At 70.6% G+C, this 16967-nt stretch carries 16 protein-coding genes; 10 read left to right on the top strand and 6 right to left on the bottom strand.

Features of this window, described 5'->3' with window-relative positions:
- The 7 genes from whiA to VJR25_RS04415 form a co-directional block, all read left to right on the top strand.
- The coding region (gene whiA, locus VJR25_RS04445; protein ID WP_324112935.1) for a DNA-binding protein WhiA at window positions 1-525 on the top strand (525 nt) is incomplete at its 5' end.
- A 129-nt stretch (window positions 526-654) separates the two neighbouring features.
- A complete protein-coding gene (locus VJR25_RS04440) occupies window positions 655-1281 on the top strand; it encodes a superoxide dismutase (RefSeq protein ID WP_324112934.1) in 627 nt (208 codons plus the stop codon).
- A gap of 98 nt (window positions 1282-1379) precedes the next feature.
- Window positions 1380-2390 (top strand): type I glyceraldehyde-3-phosphate dehydrogenase, encoded by a 1011-nt coding sequence (gene gap / locus VJR25_RS04435; RefSeq protein ID WP_324112932.1) that lies wholly within the window; start codon window positions 1380-1382, stop codon window positions 2388-2390.
- 24 nt (window positions 2391-2414) lie between these two features.
- On the top strand, window positions 2415-3641 hold the full coding sequence (locus tag VJR25_RS04430) for a phosphoglycerate kinase (protein WP_324112930.1): 1227 nt from the start codon (window positions 2415-2417) through the stop codon (window positions 3639-3641).
- Window positions 3632-4432, top strand: a complete 801-nt coding sequence (gene tpiA / locus VJR25_RS04425) for a triose-phosphate isomerase (RefSeq protein WP_324112928.1) — start codon at window positions 3632-3634, stop codon at window positions 4430-4432. The genes VJR25_RS04430 and tpiA overlap by 10 nt, the downstream gene beginning before the upstream one ends.
- Before the next feature lie 68 nt (window positions 4433-4500).
- Complete coding sequence (gene secG / locus VJR25_RS04420) at window positions 4501-4749, top strand: preprotein translocase subunit SecG (RefSeq protein WP_324112926.1); 249 nt, start codon at window positions 4501-4503, stop codon at window positions 4747-4749.
- Between the two features lies 1 nt (window position 4750).
- Window positions 4751-5107 (top strand): RNA polymerase-binding protein RbpA, encoded by a 357-nt coding sequence (locus VJR25_RS04415; RefSeq protein ID WP_324112924.1) that lies wholly within the window; start codon window positions 4751-4753, stop codon window positions 5105-5107.
- Window positions 5108-5167: 60 nt separating this feature from the next.
- On the opposite strand, the gene pgl is transcribed toward VJR25_RS04415, so the two are convergent.
- From pgl to tkt, 6 genes are read right to left on the bottom strand one after another with little or no spacing between them, the layout of a single operon-like run.
- A complete protein-coding gene (gene pgl / locus VJR25_RS04410) occupies window positions 5168-5938 on the bottom strand; it encodes a 6-phosphogluconolactonase (RefSeq protein ID WP_324112922.1) in 771 nt (256 codons plus the stop codon).
- On the bottom strand, window positions 5935-6912 hold the full coding sequence (locus tag VJR25_RS04405; RefSeq protein WP_324112920.1) for a glucose-6-phosphate dehydrogenase assembly protein OpcA: 978 nt from the start codon (window positions 6910-6912) through the stop codon (window positions 5935-5937). The genes pgl and VJR25_RS04405 overlap by 4 nt, the downstream gene beginning before the upstream one ends.
- Window positions 6909-8459: a glucose-6-phosphate dehydrogenase gene (zwf, locus tag VJR25_RS04400; protein ID WP_324112918.1), complete on the bottom strand. Its 1551-nt coding sequence runs from the start codon at window positions 8457-8459 to the stop codon at window positions 6909-6911. The genes VJR25_RS04405 and zwf overlap by 4 nt, the downstream gene beginning before the upstream one ends.
- 15 nt (window positions 8460-8474) lie before the next feature.
- Entirely contained in the window at window positions 8475-10082 is a 1608-nt protein-coding gene (locus VJR25_RS04395; RefSeq protein WP_324112916.1) for a glucose-6-phosphate isomerase, read from the bottom strand.
- A gap of 8 nt (window positions 10083-10090) precedes the next feature.
- The gene (tal, locus tag VJR25_RS04390; protein ID WP_324112914.1) at window positions 10091-11200 is read right to left on the bottom strand and encodes a transaldolase; all 1110 of its coding nucleotides are present in this window, start codon (window positions 11198-11200) and stop codon (window positions 10091-10093) included.
- The gene (tkt, locus tag VJR25_RS04385) at window positions 11197-13293 is read right to left on the bottom strand and encodes a transketolase (protein ID WP_324112912.1); all 2097 of its coding nucleotides are present in this window, start codon (window positions 13291-13293) and stop codon (window positions 11197-11199) included. The genes tal and tkt overlap by 4 nt, the downstream gene beginning before the upstream one ends.
- Before the next feature lie 201 nt (window positions 13294-13494).
- Between tkt and VJR25_RS04380 the strand changes: the two genes are divergently transcribed.
- From VJR25_RS04380 to VJR25_RS04370, 3 genes are all read left to right on the top strand, one after another.
- A complete protein-coding gene (locus VJR25_RS04380) occupies window positions 13495-14415 on the top strand; it encodes a heme o synthase (protein WP_324112938.1) in 921 nt (306 codons plus the stop codon).
- 105 nt (window positions 14416-14520) lie between these two features.
- The gene (locus tag VJR25_RS04375) at window positions 14521-16341 is read left to right on the top strand and encodes an MFS transporter (protein WP_324112910.1); all 1821 of its coding nucleotides are present in this window, start codon (window positions 14521-14523) and stop codon (window positions 16339-16341) included.
- 3 nt (window positions 16342-16344) lie between these two features.
- Window positions 16345-16788 (top strand): MarR family transcriptional regulator, encoded by a 444-nt coding sequence (locus VJR25_RS04370; RefSeq protein ID WP_324112908.1) that lies wholly within the window; start codon window positions 16345-16347, stop codon window positions 16786-16788.
- Window positions 16789-16967 lie beyond the last annotated feature (179 nt).

Here is a 16967-nt window from a genome sequence, read left to right as displayed (position 1 = left end):
TGCCCGACGTCCGAGGCCGCGATGGCGCTCGTCGGCGCCGGCCACCGCGTGGGCATCCCCGCCAAGGCCCGCGAAGTGCGCGGCGTGCCGCGCGTCGTGGTGCGGGATGCCGAGGGCATCCGGGCGACCCTGGCCGTGATGGGCGCCTCCCGCGCCGCGGCCGACTGGGACGAGGTGCGCCAGCAGCGCGAGGTGCGCGCCGGCGTCAACCGGCTCGTGAACTTCGACGACGCCAACCTGCGCCGCTCGGCCCGCGCCGCGGTGGCCGCGTGTGCCCGCGTCGAACGGGCCCTGGAGATCCTCGGCGACGACGTCCCCGACCACCTGCGCGAGGCCGGCGCGCTGCGGCTCGCGCACCGTGACGCGAGTCTCGACGAGCTCGGCCACCACGCCGATCCGCCGCTCACGAAGGATGCCGTCGCCGGCCGCATCCGGCGCCTGCTGGCCATGGCCGACAAGCTGGCGGAGGAGACCGGCATCCCCTCGACGGATGCCGCGGTGCCCGAGTCCGCCGTCGACGACTGAGCCGTTCCCGCACCTGTCACACGGCGGAACCGTCCTGTCGGGGGTATTGCCCTCGTCACTAGGATGAGAACGTCACCCTCGCTGCACGCGTCATCCGTGCGCGCGCGGCGCCGACAGGAAGAAGAGAACATGGCGAACTACACGCTGCCCGACCTCCCGTACGACTACGCTGCGCTCGAGCCGCACATCAGCGGCAAGATCATGCAGCTGCACCACGACAAGCACCACGCCGCGTACGTGGCCGGCGCGAACACCGCGCTGGAGAAGCTCGCCGAGGCCCGCGACTCCGGGGATCTCGCCAACGTCAACCGCTTCGAGAAGGACCTCGCGTTCAACCTCGGTGGCCACATCAACCACTCCATCTTCTGGACCAACCTGTCGCCCAACGGCGGCGGCCGGCCCGAGGGCGAGCTGGCGGCGGCCATCGACGAGTTCTTCGGCGGATTCGAGAAGTTCCAGGCGCACTTCACCGCCGCCGCGACCGGCATCCAGGGCTCCGGCTGGGCCGTGCTCAGCTGGGACCCGATCGGCGCCCAGCTGATCATCCAGCAGCTGTTCGACCAGCAGAGCAACACCGCTCAGGGCACCGTTCCGCTCTTCCAGCTGGACATGTGGGAGCACGCGTTCTACCTCGACTACCTCAACGTCAAGGCGGACTACGTCAAGGCCGCGTGGAACATCGCCAACTGGGAGAACGTCACCGCACGGTTCGAGGCCGCGCGTGAGAAGGGTTCGGGCCTGCTGGTACTGTCGTAGCCAGTGCGGCGTCCCGGTCGGTTCGCCGCCCGGGACGCCGTTGTCCCATGTCGTCTGAACCGCGCGAGAGCGCACGACACCCACTCAGGAGCATCTTCGTGACCGTGAAGATCGGAATCAACGGCTTCGGCCGAATCGGACGTAATTACCTCCGGGCTGCGCTCGCGCAGAACGCGGACCTCGAGATCGTGGCGGTGAACGACCTCACCGACAACAAGGCGCTGGCGCACCTGCTCAAGTACGACTCGGTCGGCGGCCCGCTCGCCCAGGACGTCTCGTACGAGGGCGACGTCATCACCGTCGGCGGCAAGGCCATCAAGGTCTTCGAGGAGCGCGACCCCGCAGCCCTGCCCTGGGGCGAGTACGGCGTCGACATCGTCATCGAATCGACCGGACGTTTCACGAACGCCGCGGATGCCGGCAAGCACATCGCCGGCGGAGCCAAGAAGGTGCTCATCTCGGCTCCGGCCTCCGGTGAGGACGGCACGTTCGTCATGGGCGTGAACGAGGAGTCGTACGACCCCGCGACGCACAACATCATCTCCAACGCCTCGTGCACCACCAACTGCCTCGCGCCGCTGGCCAAGGTGTTCAACGACGCGTTCGGCATCGAGCGCGGCTTCATGATGACCGCGCACGCGTACACCGCCGACCAGAACCTGCAGGACGGCCCGCACGGCGACCTGCGCCGCGCCCGCGCCGCCGCGATCAACATCGTCCCCGCCTCGACCGGCGCCGCGAAGGCCATCGGCCTCGTGCTGCCGGAGCTCAACGGCAAGCTCAGCGGCTCGTCGTACCGCGTGCCGGTGCCCGTCGGCTCGATCGTCGACCTCACGCTCGTCACGGGCCGCACCGACCTCACCGTCGACGACATCAACGCCGCCTACCGTGCGGCCGCCGCGTCGGGCCGTCTGCAGGGCATCCTGCAGTACAACGACGACCCGATCGTCTCGAGCGACATCGTGCACAACGCGCACTCGTCGATCTTCGACGCCGGCCTGACGAACGTCAGCGGATCGCTCGTGAAGGTGTCGTCCTGGTACGACAACGAGTGGGGCTACTCGAACCGCCTCGTCGACCTCACCGAGTACGTCGCCGAGCGTCTCTGAGACACGCCAACACAAAGGAGTCCCGTGGCACTTCGCACCCTCGACACACTCGTCCAGAGTGCGGGGCCGCTCGCAGGCAAGCGCGTCGTCGTCCGTTGTGACCTCAACGTCCCTCTTCAGGACGGGGTCATCACGGACGACGGCCGCGTGCGGGCATCCCTGCCGACGCTTCAGGCGCTGACCGCGCAGGGAGCCCGCGTCGTCGTCGTCTCCCACCTCGGGCGCCCGGCCGGCGCCCCCGACCCGAAGTACAGCCTGGCGCCGGTGGCGCAGCGCCTGTCCGAGCTGCTCGGTCAGCCGGTCGCGTTCGCGTCCGACACGGTCGGCCGATCCGCGCAGGATGCCGTGGCATCCCTGCACGACGGCCAGATCGCAGTCCTCGAGAACCTGCGGTTCAACGCGGGCGAGACGGCCAAGGACGACGCCGTGCGCGGCGCGTTCGCCCAGCAGCTCGCCGCGCTCGGCGACGCGATGGTGTCCGACGGCTTCGGCGTCGTGCACCGCAAGCAGGCATCGGTGTACGACCTCGCCCAGCTGCTGCCGTCGGCCGCAGGTCTGCTGATCGCCGCCGAACTCGACGTGCTCGACCGGCTCACCGAGAAGCCCGAGCGCCCGTACACCGTGGTGCTCGGCGGTTCGAAGGTGAGCGACAAGCTCGGCGTCATCTCGCACCTGCTGCCGCGCGTCGACCGGCTCTGCATCGGCGGCGGGATGATGTTCACCTTCCTCGCCGCCCAGGGGCACCCGGTCGGCAAGAGCCTGCTCGAGCAGGACCAGCTCGACACGGTGCGCGGTTACATCGCTGAGGCCCAGGAGCGCGGCGTCGAGCTGCTGCTGCCGGTCGACGCGGTGGTCGCGGCATCCTTCTCGGCCGATGCCGAGCACGTCGTGGCGGACGCCGACAAGCTGGAGGACACCCCGTTCGGCGCCGACGGTCTCGGCCTCGACATCGGGCCCCGCACGGCGGACGCGTTCGCGGACGCCGTCCGCTCCTCGACCACGGTGTTCTGGAACGGCCCGATGGGCGTGTTCGAGATGGCCGCGTTCGCGGCAGGCACGAAGGCCGTGGCGCAGGCGCTCACGGAGGTGCCGGGGCTCAGCGTGGTCGGCGGCGGCGACTCCGCCGCCGCGGTGCGCCAGCTCGGCTTCGCCGACGACCAGTTCGGTCACATCTCGACCGGGGGAGGCGCCAGCCTCGAATTCCTCGAGGGCAAGACCCTCCCCGGCCTGGAGGTGCTCGGATGGCAGTGAACGAGACGGTTGCGCAGCGGACCCCGCTGATCGCCGGCAACTGGAAGATGAACCTCGACCACCTGCAGACGGTGGCGTTCGTTCAGAAGCTCGACTGGACCCTGCGCGACGCGAAGCACGACGACGCCGTGGAGATCGCGATCTTCCCGCCGTTCACCGACCTGCGCACCGCGCAGACGCTGATCGACGCCGACCGCATCCCGTTCGCCCTCGGCGCGCAGGACGTCTCGGCGCAGGACTCCGGCGCCTACACCGGTGAGATCTCCGGCGCGTTCCTCGCCAAGCTCGCCTGCCGCTACGTGATCATCGGGCACTCGGAGCGCCGCGAGTACCACGCCGAGTCCGACGCGGTCGTCGCCGCGAAGGTGCAGGCCGCGCTCAAGCACGGCCTCGTGCCGGTGATCTGCGTGGGCGAGACCGCGGCGGACCTGGAGGAGTTCGGCGCCAGCGCCGTGCCGGTCAGCCAGCTGCGCGCGGCCCTCGCCGACGTCAAGCCCGATGCCGACATCGTCGTGGCGTACGAGCCGGTGTGGGCCATCGGCTCGGGTCAGGCGGCCACCCCGCAGCAGGCGCAGGACGTCTGCGCGGCGTTGCGGGCGGTCATCGCCGAGACGCTGGGGGATGCCGCGGCATCCCGCACGCGCATCCTGTACGGCGGGTCGGTGAAGTCGGGCAACATCGCCGGCTTCATGCGGGAGCCCGACGTCGACGGGGCCCTCGTGGGCGGCGCGTCGCTGCTGGTCGACGAGTTCTCCGCGATCGTGCGCTACCAGAAGCACGTCGGGGTCTGATCGGCGCTGCGCGTCCGTATACTTGAGGTTTGTGCGGTCCGCAGGGATCGCCGCGAAAGGCGCTTCACGTGGAAATTCTCCAGTTCATTCTGCAGGTGATCCTCGGCATCACGAGTCTGCTGCTGACTCTGCTGATCCTCCTGCACAAGGGGCGCGGCGGAGGCCTGTCCGACATGTTCGGCGGCGGCATGTCCTCGTCGCTGGGCTCGTCCGGCCTGGCGGAGCGCAACCTCAACCGTTTCACCGTCATCCTGGCCCTCGCGTGGTTCGTCTCGATCGTCGCGCTGGGGCTCATCACGAAGTTCCAGGGGATCTGACATGGCAGCAGGCGGAAACGCCATCCGGGGCACGCGCGTCGGCGCGGGCCCGATGGGCGAGCAGGACCACGGCCACCACGCCGACCGCATCGCGATCTCGTACTGGGATGCGATGGGCCATGAGACCGTCCGCTACTTCGCGGCCGGTGTCGACGAGGCGGAGATCCCCGAGATCATCGACTCCCCGCACTCCGGCCTCCCGGCCGGGCGCGACAAGGAGAACCCCCCGGCGGTCGCCAAGACCGAGCCGTACAAGACGCACCTCGCGTACGTGAAGGAGCGCCGCACCGACGAAGAGGCCGAGCAGCTTCTCGACGATGCGCTGCAGCAGCTCCGCGATCGTCGCGGTCAGGCCTGATCCCAGGACGAAGGAAGCCCCGATGGCCTCGGCAGTCGGGGCTTCTGCATGCCCGGGTGCTCAGTCGTCGTCGCCGACCATGAGCTCCGGCGGAACCTGCGCGGCTGCGGCCTCATCGACGAAGAAGGTCGTGCGCTTGGTGCCCTTCGCCCCGGCGGCGGGGACGCTGCGATAGCTGGCGCCGGCGAGGGCGAGACCGAGCGCGGACGCCTTCTCCGCGCCGGTCATGACGAGCCACACCCGCTTGGACGAGTTGATCACCGGGCGCGTGAAGGTGAGGCGCTCCGGCGGCGGCTTGGGGGAGTCGCGCACCGGCAGCACGGCGGCGTCGGTCACGGCGATCTCGCCGCGATCGGGGAACAGGGAGGCGATGTGGCCGTCCGGCCCGACCCCGAGCAGGCAGACGTCGAACACGGGCCACTCGGTCGAGCCGTCCGCGGGCGCGAACCGGCGCAGCTCGGCGGCATACGCCTCGGCGCCTTCGTCGAGGGTGAGCCCGGCATCCGATGCGGGCATCCGGTGGATGTTCGCGTCCGGGATGTCGATCGCGTTCAGCAGCGCGCCCGCGGGCACGTCGTTGCGGTCGGGGGAGGATGCCGCCACGAACCGTTCGTCGCTCCACCAGACGTGCACGCGCGACCAGTCGATCGCCGCCCGCTGCGGGTCGCGTCCCGCGACGCGCAGCACCTCGATGCCCATGGTGCCGCCGGTCAGCGACACGTGCACGGTCTTGCCGGCGGCGGTCCGCTTCGCGATGCGGGCCAGCAGCCGGGATGCCACGACGTCGGCGAGCTCGGCCGTGGTCTCCCGCAGCACGACCCGCCGCGTCACGAGACGCTCCCGGCGGTCGCGGCCGGGGTGTCCGGCGCGGCATCCGCGGCCAGCCGGCTCCAGCCCTCGGAGATCACGCGGCCGTAGAGCAGGTCGGCGTCGAGGCTGCGCAGCTCCTCCGCGATGCACTCGCGCAGCGTGCGGCGGGCGAACGCGAGCTCGTGCGTCGGCTGGCCGGGCTGGCTCAGGATCGCGACGCCGGGCTCGGGGCGCTCGAGCAGCGTGTCCCCGGATGCACGGGACAGACGCACCGACTTGATGCCGTGCGCCCACTCGGCCGGATCCGCGTAGGTCCAGTCGACGGGGGCGTCCAGGGTCAGGCGCAGCCAGGCGGCCAGCAGCGCCGTCGAGGGGGAGTCGCCGGCGCCGTGCACCTCGATGCGCTCCACCGGCTCGAACGGCGGCTGGTCGAGCACGGCGGCCAGCTGCTCGCGCCAGTGGGTGAGCCGCGTCCAGGCGAGGTCGGTGTCGCCGGGCGCGTAGTGGCGGCTGAGACCGGCCACCCACTCCGCCGGGTTGGGCTGGGCGGCGGCATCCGTGATGCGGCGCTGCGCGATGCGGCCGATCGAGGAGCGCGACGGCGCGAGCGGCGTCTCGTGCGGCCACCAGGCGACCACGGGGGCGTCCGGCAGCAGCAGGCCGGTGACGAGGCTCTCCGAGTTGTTGCCCGCGGCGCCCACGGCGCGCAGCACGATCACCTCACTGGCGCCGGCGTCCCCGCCGACGCGGATCTCGGCGTCCAGCCGCGGCTCGACGTCGCCGTCCTTCGCGTCGTAGGTGAGCACGATGACGCGCATCGGATGCTCGCGCGAGGCGTCGTTGGCCGCCTCGATCACACCGTCCTCGGCGCCGTGCCGGGTCACGATGATGAGGGTCAGCACGCGGCCGAGGGCGGTCACGCCGCCCTCCTCGCGCACCTCGATGAGGGACTTGGCGATCTTGCTGACCGTCGTGTCGGGAAGTTCGATGATCACGGGCGCCTCCAGGTGCGGCCATCGCGGGCGAGCAGTGCGTTGGCGGAGGCCGGGCCCCAGCCGCCCGGCGTGTACTGCTCGAGCGGACCGCCCTGCTCGCGCCAGTACTGCTCCACCGGGTCGAGGATCTTCCAGCTGAGCTCGACCTCCTCGTGCCGCGGGAACAGCGGCGGGTCGCCGAGCAGCACGTCGAGGATGAGGCGCTCGTAGGCTTCCGGGCTCGCCTCGGTGAAGGCGTGGCCGTAGCCGAAGTCCATCGTCACGTCGCGCACCTGCGTGCCGGCGCCCGGCACCTTCGAGCCGAAGCGGATCGTGACGCCCTCGTCGGGCTGCACGCGGATGACGAGCGCGTTCTGGCCGAGACCGGAGGTCTGGTTGCGGCGGAACAGGTGCTCCGGGGTGCGGTTGAACACCACCGCGATCTCGGTGACGCGGCGGCCCAGTCGCTTGCCGGTGCGCAGATAGAACGGCACCCCGGCCCAGCGCCGCGTCTCGATGCCGAGCTTGAGCGCCGCGTACGTCTCGGTGGTCGAGTGCGGGTCCATGCCGTCCTCTTCGAGGAAGGCCCGCACCTGCTCGCCGCCCTGCCAGCCGCCGCCGTACTGACCGCGGGCGGTGGCGAGACTGAGATCCCCGGGCAGGGACACGGCGGCGAGGACCTTCGCCTTCTCGGCCCGCAGGTCGGCTGCGCGCAGCGACAGCGGCTCCTCCATCGCGGTGAGCGCGAGCAGCTGCAGCAGGTGGTTCTGGATGACGTCGCGCGCCGCGCCGATGCCGTCGTAGTACCCGGCGCGACCGCCCACGCCGATGTCCTCGGCCATGGTGATCTGCACGTGGTCGACGTAGTTGCGGTTCCAGATCGGCTCGTACAGCTCGTTCGCGAAGCGCAGCGCCAGGATGTTCTGGACCGTCTCCTTGCCGAGGTAGTGGTCGATCCGGAAGATCGCGTCGGCGGGGAACGCGGTGCGCAGTGCCGCGTTGAGCGCCTGGGCCGACTCCAGGTCGTGCCCGAAGGGCTTCTCGATGACGACGCGCTGCCAGCGGTCCGGATTGTCCGCCGTGTCGTCGACGAGGCCCGAGGTCTTCAGCTGCTCCGCCACGATCGGGAACTGGTTCGGCGGGATCGACAGGTAGAACGCGTGGTTGCCCATGGTGCCGCGGTCGACGTCGAGCTGCTCGACGGTCTCGCGCAGGCGCCGGAACGAATCCGCGTCGCCGAAGTCGCCGCTGACGAACCGGATGCCCTGCAGCAGCTGCTGCCAGGTGTCCTCGCGGAACTCGGTGCGCGCATGCGCTTTCACGGCGTCGTACACGATCTGGGCGAAGTCGGCGTCCTCCCAGTCCCGGCGGGCGAAGCCGACCAGGGCGAACCCCGGCGGCAGCAGACCCCGGTTGGCGAGGTCGTACACGGCGGGCATGAGCTTCTTGCGCGACAGATCTCCGGTGACACCGAAGATGACGAGCGCGCTGGGACCGGCGATGCGGTTCAGGCGCCTGTCGTCAGGGTCGCGGAGAGGGTTGAAATCCCGGGAGATCTCGACGGTCATACTGCGGGTCTCCTCCTACGCTGCCTCGAACAGCGCGAGCACATCGGTCTTCGGATCGGTGAGGGTGAGCGTGACGACGGGCCGGCCGCGTGCGGCGAGCACGGCGGCATCCCCGGCTGCCTGCGCGGCGATCAGCTCGCCGAACGTGTACGGACGTCCGGGAACGGCGAGGTCCTGCTGCGCCGGGACGATGATCTGCAGGAACACCCCCGTGGCCGGTCCGCCCTTGTGGAACTGGCCGGTGGAGTGCAGGAAGCGCGGCCCCCACCCGAAGGTGGTGGGGCGGCCGGCATCCGCCGCGATCAGCTCGCGCACGCCCTGCAGCTCGCCGAACGCGGTGCGGTCGGCGTACGCCTGCACGGCGACGTACCCGCCCGCGGGGGTTCGGCCCCACAGCGCCTGCAGGGCACCGGCCACGGTGCCCGCCTCGACGAGCGTCGCGTCGGACGCGCGCACCTCGATGCCGTTCTCCGTGAACGCGGCGGGGGTCGGCGCCGGGCGGGCCTCGAGCAGCTCGCGCGCGGCCTGCTTGGCGGCCTCGACATCGGGCTGGTCGAACGGGTTGATGCCGAGCATGCGCCCGGCGATCGCGGTGGCGTACTCCCACACCACGAAGTGGGCGGCGAGGGAGGCGCTGACGAGCACCTCGTCGGGGTGGTGCTCGAAGAAGTGGAAGCGCTCCGCCTCGTCGACGACGCGCACCACCTGCAGGTCCGCGGGGCGATCCTCGAGCTCGGGCGAGACGGGGAGCATGACGACGGGCAGGATGCCGGTGCCGTCCTTGCCGGTGGACTCGGCGATGAGCTGCTCGATCCAGTCCGGGAGACCCACGAGCTGCGTGCCGTCGGCGATGAGCGCGAGCTTGTCGCGTCGCGGCTCACCGCCGGCGATCGCCGCGGCGAGCACCAGGGCCGGATTCTGCGGCCCGTCGATCGCCACTTCGAGCAGCGTCGCCTCGGCCTCGTCGAGAAGCTCCTCCACATCCGCGCCGGCAAGCCCCGCCGGGACGATCCCGAAGGCGGTGAGCGCCGAGAAGCGGCCGCCGACCGTCGGGTCGCCGTGGAACACGCGGTATCCCGCGGCCTGCGCGGAGGCGTCCAGCGGCGAACCCGGGTCGGTGACGACGACGATCCGCTCGGCCGGGTCGATGCCGGCGTCGCGGAAGGCCGCCTCGAACAGGCGCCGGGCGGCATCCGTCTCGACTGTGGAGCCCGACTTCGAGGACACCACCAGCACCGTGCCGCCGATCCCGTCGTCGCCCTCGAGGGCCGCACGCACCTGGTCGGGGTCGGTCGAGTCGAGCACCACGAGCGGCACGCCGGCGCTCTGCGCGATGACCTCGGGAGCCAGGGACGAACCGCCCATGCCCGCGAGCACCACCCGGGTGATGCCCCGCTCGAGGTGGTCGTCGCGCAGCAGGTAGATGTCCGGAAGCAGGTCCCGGGACGCGGTGACGCACTGCACCCAGCCCAGGCGCTCGGCGGCCTCGTCCTCGGCATCCGGGCCCCACAGCGTCGGGTCGCACGCGGTGATGCCGGTGGCGACCAGGTCGGCGGCGAGGGCCGGCAGCGTCTCGTCGACGACCTTCTTGACGCGCCCCGACAGATGGATGTGGAAGCTCACGGGCCGCCTTACTTCGCGGCGGCGAGAGCGTCGGCGACCGTCTGCTTGACGTCCTGCCAGGAGGTGATGAACTTCTCCACGCCCTCGTCTTCGAGCTGCTGCGTCACGTCGGCGAAGTCGACGCCGATCGCGGCGAGACGGTCGAACACGGCGTGCGCCTGCGTGTACGCGTGGGTGACCGTGTCCCCGGTGATCACACCGTGGTCGAAGGTGGCCTCCAGCGTCTTCTCGGGCATCGTGTTGACCGTGTTCGGCGCGACGAGCTCGGTGACGTACAGCGTGTCCGGCAGCGCCGGGTCCTTCACGCCCGTGGACGCCCAGAGGGGGCGCTGCACGTTCGCGCCGGCCGCGATGAGCCGCTTGGCGCGATCCTCGCCGAAGGTCGTCTCGAACAGCTCGTACGCGAGACGCGCGTTCGCGATGCCGGCCTTGGAGCGCAGCTCCTCCGCCTCGGGGTGGCTCATCGAGTCGAGACGCTTGTCGACCTCGGTGTCCACGCGCGACACGAAGAACGACGCCACCGAGTGGATCGTGGACAGATCGTGCCCGGCGGCCTTCGCCTGCTCGAGGCCGGCGAGGTAGGCGTCGATGACGTCCGCGTACCGGTCGAGGCTGAAGATCAGCGTGACGTTGACCGAGATGCCGGCGGCGATCGAGCGGGTGATCGCGGGCAGGCCGGCCTTCGTGGCGGGGATCTTGATGAACGCGTTCGGCCGGTCCACCATGTCCCACAGCTGCTTGGCCTGCGCGACGGTCGCGGTGGTGTTGTGGGCCAGGTCGGGGGAGACCTCGATCGACACGCGTCCGTCGACCCCGTGCGTGGCGTCGTACACGGGACGGAGCAGGTCGCACGCGTCGCGCACGTCGTCGGTGGTCGCCGCGAAGATCGCGTCCTCGACGCTCGCGCCCGCGACGGCGAGCTCGTGCAGCTGCGCGGCGTACTCCTCTCCGCCGTGCACGATGGCGCCCTGGAAGATCGTCGGGTTGGTGGTGACGCCGACGACGTTGCGGGTGGCGATCAGCTCGGCGAGGTTGCCGGAGGTCAGCCGCGCGCGGGAGAGGTCGTCGAGCCAGATGCTGACGCCCAGGTTCGCGAGGTCTTCGGTGGGGGTGCTCATGCGTTGTCCTTCAGGGTGTCGCGGGCGGCCTGCACGACGTGGTCCGTCGTGATGCCGAACTTCTCGAACAGGGTCTTGTAGTCGGCCGAGGCGCCGAAGTGCTCGATGGAGACCGAGCGGCCGCGGTCGCCGACGATGCAGCGCCACGGCATCGCGAGGCCGGCTTCGACCGACACGCGGGCGGTGACGGCTGCCGGCAGCACGTGCTCGCGGTAGGCGGCGTCCTGCTCGTGGAACCATTCCAGCGACGGTGCGGACACGACGCGCGCGCCGATGCCGTCCGCGGCGAGGACCTCGCGGGCGTTCACCGCGAGCTGCACCTCGGAGCCGGTGGCGATGAGGATGACGTCGACGATGCCGGTGGGGGAGTCCACCAGCACGTACGCGCCCTTCGCGGTGTTCGCCGCCGAGGCGAACGTGTCGCCGGTGGCGTCGCCGTCGCCGCGCTCGAACACCGGGATGTTCTGGCGGGTGAGGGCGAGGCCGCCGGGGCCCTCGTGGCGTCGCAGCAGCTCGAGCCACGCGTGCGCGGTCTCGTTCGCGTCGGCCGGGCGCACCACCGTGAAGTTCGGGATGGCGCGCAGCGCGGTGAGCTGCTCGACCGGCTGGTGGGTGGGGCCGTCCTCGCCGAGGGCGACGGAGTCGTGGGTCCACACGAACAGCGACGGGATGTGCATCAGCGCGGCCAGGCGCACCGGCGGGCGCATGTAGTCGCTGAAGATGAGGAACGTGCCGCCGAACGCGCGGGTGGGGCCGTGCAGGACGATGCCGTTGACGATCGCGCCCATGGCGTGCTCGCGGATGCCGAAGTGCAGCACACGGCCGTACGGGTTGCCGTTCCATTCGTGCGTCGACCACTCGGCCGGGATGAAGGACGGGGCGTCCTTGATGCTGGTCAGGTTCGATTCGGCGAGGTCCGCCGAGCCGCCCCACAGCTCCGGGAGCTCGGCGGCGAGGGCGTTGATGACCTGACCGGATGCGGCGCGGGTCGAGATGTCCTTGCCGGCCGGGAACACCGGCAGTGCGTCCTCGATGCCGTCCGGCAGAGCCTTGGCCTCGAGGCGGTCCAGCAGCGCCTTGCGCTCCGGGTTCGCGGCGGCCCACGCATCGAACGCGACCTGCCACTCGGCGCGCACGGCGGCCGCGCGTGCGCCCAGCTGACGGGTGTGCGCGATGACGTCGTCGGCGACCACGAACGACTTCTCCGGGTCGAACCCGAGTGCGCGCTTGGTGGCGGCCAGTTCGTCGGCGCCGAGCGCGGAGCCGTGCACCTTGCCGGTGTTCTGCTTGCCGGGCGACGGCCAGCCGATGATCGTCTTCAGGATGATGAGCGACGGCTTGGCGGTCTCGCCCTGCGCCGCGGCGATCGCCCGGTTCAGCTCGGCGACGTCCTCGACGTACTGGCCGGTCTTCTTCCAGTCCACGGTCTGCACGTGCCAGCCGTACGCCTCGTAGCGCTTCGCGACGTCCTCGGTGAAGGCGACGTTGGTGTCGTCCTCGATGGAGATCTGGTTGGAGTCGTAGATCGCGATCAGGTTGCCGAGCTGCTGGTGGCCGGCGAGCGAGGACGCCTCGCTGGTGACGCCCTCCTGCAGGTCGCCGTCGCCGGCGACCACGTAGACGAAGTGGTCGAACGGGCTGGAGCCGGCCGGGGCATCCGGATCGAACAGTCCGCGCTCGTAGCGGGCCGCGTACGCGAAGCCCACCGCGGAGGCCAGACCCTGGCCGAGCGGGCCGGTCGTGATCTCGACGCCCTTGGTGTGGCCGTACTCCGGGTGGCCCGGGGTCAGCGAACCCCACGTGCGCAGCGACTCGAGGTCGGAGAGCTCGAGACCGAAGCCGCCGTAGTAGAGCTGGATGTACTGGGTGAGGGAGGAGTGGCCCGCCGACAGGATGAACCGGTCCCGACCCAGCCAGTGGGTGTCCGCCGGATCGTGGCGCATCACCCGCTGGTAAAGCAGGTACGCAGCCGGCGCCAGGCTCATCGCCGTGCCGGGATGGCCGTTGCCGACCTTCTCCACGGCGTCCGCCGCCAGCACGCGGGCCGTGTCCACGGCGCGCCCATCGATCTCATCCCATTGCAGTTCCGCCACCGGACCGCCCTTTCGAGTGCGGGGAGGCGCCCGGCCGTCATCGCGGTCGCCGCGGTGGGGCGACCCGGCGTGGGGCGCGCGTATGCAAGTCAGCATAGCGAAGGGCCTCCGACGCCCGGGCCGCCGCCGGCGGGAGCGGGCGCCGCCGATGCCGTAGAATCTGAATGACTTCTTGACGGACCGACAGCGGAGGCGATCGACATTTCCACGACGTCGCATCCGGCGACCGGTACGGTCCGGCACCCGCTCGGCGCGAAGGTCCGCGGCTACATCGCCCTGACGAAGCCCCGGGTGCTCGAACTCCTCCTCGTGACGACGATCCCGGTCATGTTCCTCGCGGCGCACGGTCTGCCGAACATGCTCCTCGTGCTCGCGACCGTCGTGGGGGGATCGCTGTCGGCCGGATCCGCCGCGGCGTTCAACATGTACATCGACCGCGACATCGACGCGCACATGAAGCGCACCGAGAACCGGCCGATCGTCACCGGCGAGGTGTCCGCCCGCGGCGCCCTGATCTTCGCGTGGACGCTGGCCGTGCTCTCGACGGTGTGGCTGTGGTGGACGACGAACTGGCTCGCCGCCGCGCTGTCGGTCACCGCGATCTTCTTCTACGTCGTGATCTACACGATCCTCCTCAAGCGCCGCACCGAGCAGAACATCGTGTGGGGCGGGATCGCCGGGTGCTTCCCCGTGCTGATCGGATGGAGCGCGGTCACCGGATCGCTGTCGTGGGCGCCGTTCATCCTGTTCCTGCTGATCTTCCTGTGGACGCCGCCGCACTACTGGCCGCTGTCCATGAAGTACCGCGACGACTACGACGACGTCGACGTGCCGATGCTGGGTGCCACGCGCAGCAGCGCGCAGGTCGGCCTGCAGGTGATCCTGTACGCCTGGGCGACGATCGCGTGCTCCCTGCTGCTCATCCCGGTCGCGCACATGGGCCTCGTGTACACGGCGTCCTCGCTCGTGTTCGGCGGCTGGTTCATCTACGAATCGCACGTGCTGTACAACCGCTCGGTGCGGGGGACCGCCCCGAAGCCCATGCGCGTCTTCCATGCGTCGATCACCTACCTGACGCTTCTGTTCGTCGCGATCGCGGTCGACCCGCTGCTTCCCTTCTGACGGGCATCCCACCCGGCATCCGTCTCGCAGGAGTCGGTGTCGTCCGCGTGCCACGGGCATATACTTAGTGTTCGTCAAGCAATTAGACGGCAGGCGAGGAGCGACGTGACACAGACGGCGGATGCGGCATCCCGATCGCGGTTCTCCCGGGACCACCCGCACTACAAGTGGGTGGCGCTGAGCAACACCACGCTCGGCATGCTCATGGCGACGATCAACGCGTCGATCGTGATGATCTCGCTGCCGGCGATCTTCAAGGGCATCGACCTCAACCCGCTCGAGGCGGGCAACGTCGGCTATCTGCTGTGGATCATGATGGGCTACATGCTCATCACGGCCGTGCTGGTCGTCACCTTCGGGCGCCTGGGGGACATGTACGGCAGGGTGCGCATCTACAACCTCGGCTTCGTCGTCTTCACCGTGGGATCCGTCGCGCTCGCCTTCGACCCGTATCCGGCCGCCGCGGGCGCCATGTGGCTGATCGTCTGGCGGCTCGTGCAGGGCATCGGCGGCGCGATGCTGTTCGCCAACTCCACCGCGATCATCACCGACGCCTTCCCGGCGAACCGGCGCGGGATGGCCCTCGGCATCAACCAGGTCGCCGCGATCGCGGGAAGCTTCATCGGCCTCATCGTGGGCGGACTGCTGGCCGTGATCGACTGGCGGGCCGTGTTCTTCGTCAGCGTGCCGATCGGCGTCATCGGCACCGTGTGGTCGTACATCTCGCTCAAGGAGGTCGGCACCCGCAGTCCCGGACGGCTCGACTGGCCGGGCAACATCACCTTCGCGGTGGGGCTCACGGCACTGCTCACCGGCATCACCTACGGCATCCAGCCCTACGGCACGAGCTCCACCGGCTGGACGAACCCCTGGGTGCTCGGCGGCATCATCGGCGGCATCCTGCTGCTTGTGGTGTTCGTCGTCATCGAGCTGAACGTCGCCGCGCCCATGTTCAACATGCGCCTGTTCAAGATCCGGGCGTTCGCGATGGCGAACCTCGCGGGGCTCCTCGCCTCGATCGGCCGAGGTGGACTGCAGTTCATGCTCATCATCTGGCTGCAGGGCATCTGGCTGCCGCTGCACGGGTTCGCCTACGAGGACACCCCGCTGTGGGCGGGCATCTACATGCTGCCGATCACGGTCGGCTTCCTCATCGCGGGCCCCCTGTCCGGGACGCTCTCGGACCGTTTCGGGGCGCGCGCCTTCGCCACGACCGGTCTCGTGATCGTCGCGGTCACGTTCGTCGGCCTGCTCGTCATCCCGGTGGACTTCGAGTACTGGCAGTTCGCGATCCTCACCGGGCTCTCCGGCATCGGGTCGGGCATGTTCGGGGCGCCCAACCGCAGCGCCATCATGAACAGCGTCCCGGCGAACCAGCGGGGTTCGGCATCCGGCATGGCCGGCACCGTGCAGAACGCCGGCACGTCGCTGTCGATCGGCCTGTTCTTCTCGCTGCTGATCGCCGGACTCGCATCGGTGCTGCCCAAGGAGCTGTACAGCGGCCTGACCGCGCACGGCGTGCCGAGTGCGGCCGCGCAGAAGATCGCGGAGCTGCCGCCGGTGGGGAGCGTGTTCGCGTCGTTCCTCGGCTACAACCCGATCAAGAGCCTGCTCGCACCCACCGGCATCCTGGACCGGCTCCCCGCCGCCGATGTGGCGGCGCTCACCGGCAAGAGCTTCTTCCCGCAGCTGATCCAGGACGCGTTCCACTCCGGTCTCGTCGTGGTCTTCACCGCCGCCGCGATCATGACCCTGGTGGCGGCCGTCGCCTCCCTCGTGCGCGGCGGCAAGTTCGTGCACGCCGAAGCGCATCACATCGGGAGCGACCGGGCGCACCGCACCGGCGCCGTCCCGGCCGTCTCCACCGGCTCGTCGCCCGTCGTCGTCACAGGTGCGCAGCGCGGTGCGCGAACCGGCGACAATTGACGGATGCCGCAGAACTCTGACGCCCGCACACCCGTCGGCGACCCCGCCGTGCGGCTCGCCGTCGCGGTGGGCCGCATCAACCGGCGGATCCGCCCCACCGGCGACGGCCTGTCGCACGGGCTGATGTCGGCGCTGTCCACCATCGTGCGGCAGGGACCGATCCGTCCGTCCGAGCTCGCCCGGATCGAAGCCGTCGCGGCGCCGACCGCGACCCGGGCGGTGGCCGACCTGGAGTCGCGTGGCCTCATCGAGCGCAGCCCCGACCCCGAGGACGGGCGATCCTCGCTGCTGGCCGCCACGGACGACGGCGTGACCGCGGTGATGCACGCGCGCCTGGAGCGCGCCGAACGCGTCGCCGCCCTGCTGGAGACCCTGACTGACCAGCAGCGCGCCGCGATCTGGGACGCGCTCGAGGCGCTGGAGGCGGCGGCGGGCGTCCGGCACTGAGCCCGCGGTCCCTCCCGGGCGGCCCGGGAATACTGGACGGATGACGACGCATCTGCTCACCGGGGCCACGTCCGGGATCGGCGCGGCGCTCGCCGCCGCCCTCCACGGGCGCGGGGACGACCTCGTGCTCATCGCCCGCACCCCCGCCGCGGCCGCCGCGCTGGGGCAGCGCTTCGCCG

It is taken from the genome of Microbacterium sp. (assembly GCF_035277845.1).
In the GTDB taxonomy this organism is placed as follows: domain Bacteria; phylum Actinomycetota; class Actinomycetes; order Actinomycetales; family Microbacteriaceae; genus Microbacterium.
The sequence above is the reverse complement of the archived record's forward strand: the minus strand, read 5'-3'. Positions and strand labels throughout refer to the sequence as shown.

Coding starts and splice junctions, on each gene's coding strand:
- VJR25_RS04415 (WP_324112924.1), top strand. CDS start 4,751: ATGGCAGCAGGCGGAAACGCCATCCGGGGCACGCGCGTCGGCGCGGGC.
- VJR25_RS04440 (WP_324112934.1), top strand. CDS start 655: ATGGCGAACTACACGCTGCCCGACCTCCCGTACGACTACGCTGCGCTC.
- tpiA (WP_324112928.1), top strand. CDS start 3,632: ATGGCAGTGAACGAGACGGTTGCGCAGCGGACCCCGCTGATCGCCGGC.
- tal (WP_324112914.1), bottom strand. CDS start 11,200: ATGAGCACCCCCACCGAAGACCTCGCGAACCTGGGCGTCAGCATCTGG.
- VJR25_RS04370 (WP_324112908.1), top strand. CDS start 16,345: ATGCCGCAGAACTCTGACGCCCGCACACCCGTCGGCGACCCCGCCGTG.
- zwf (WP_324112918.1), bottom strand. CDS start 8,459: ATGACCGTCGAGATCTCCCGGGATTTCAACCCTCTCCGCGACCCTGAC.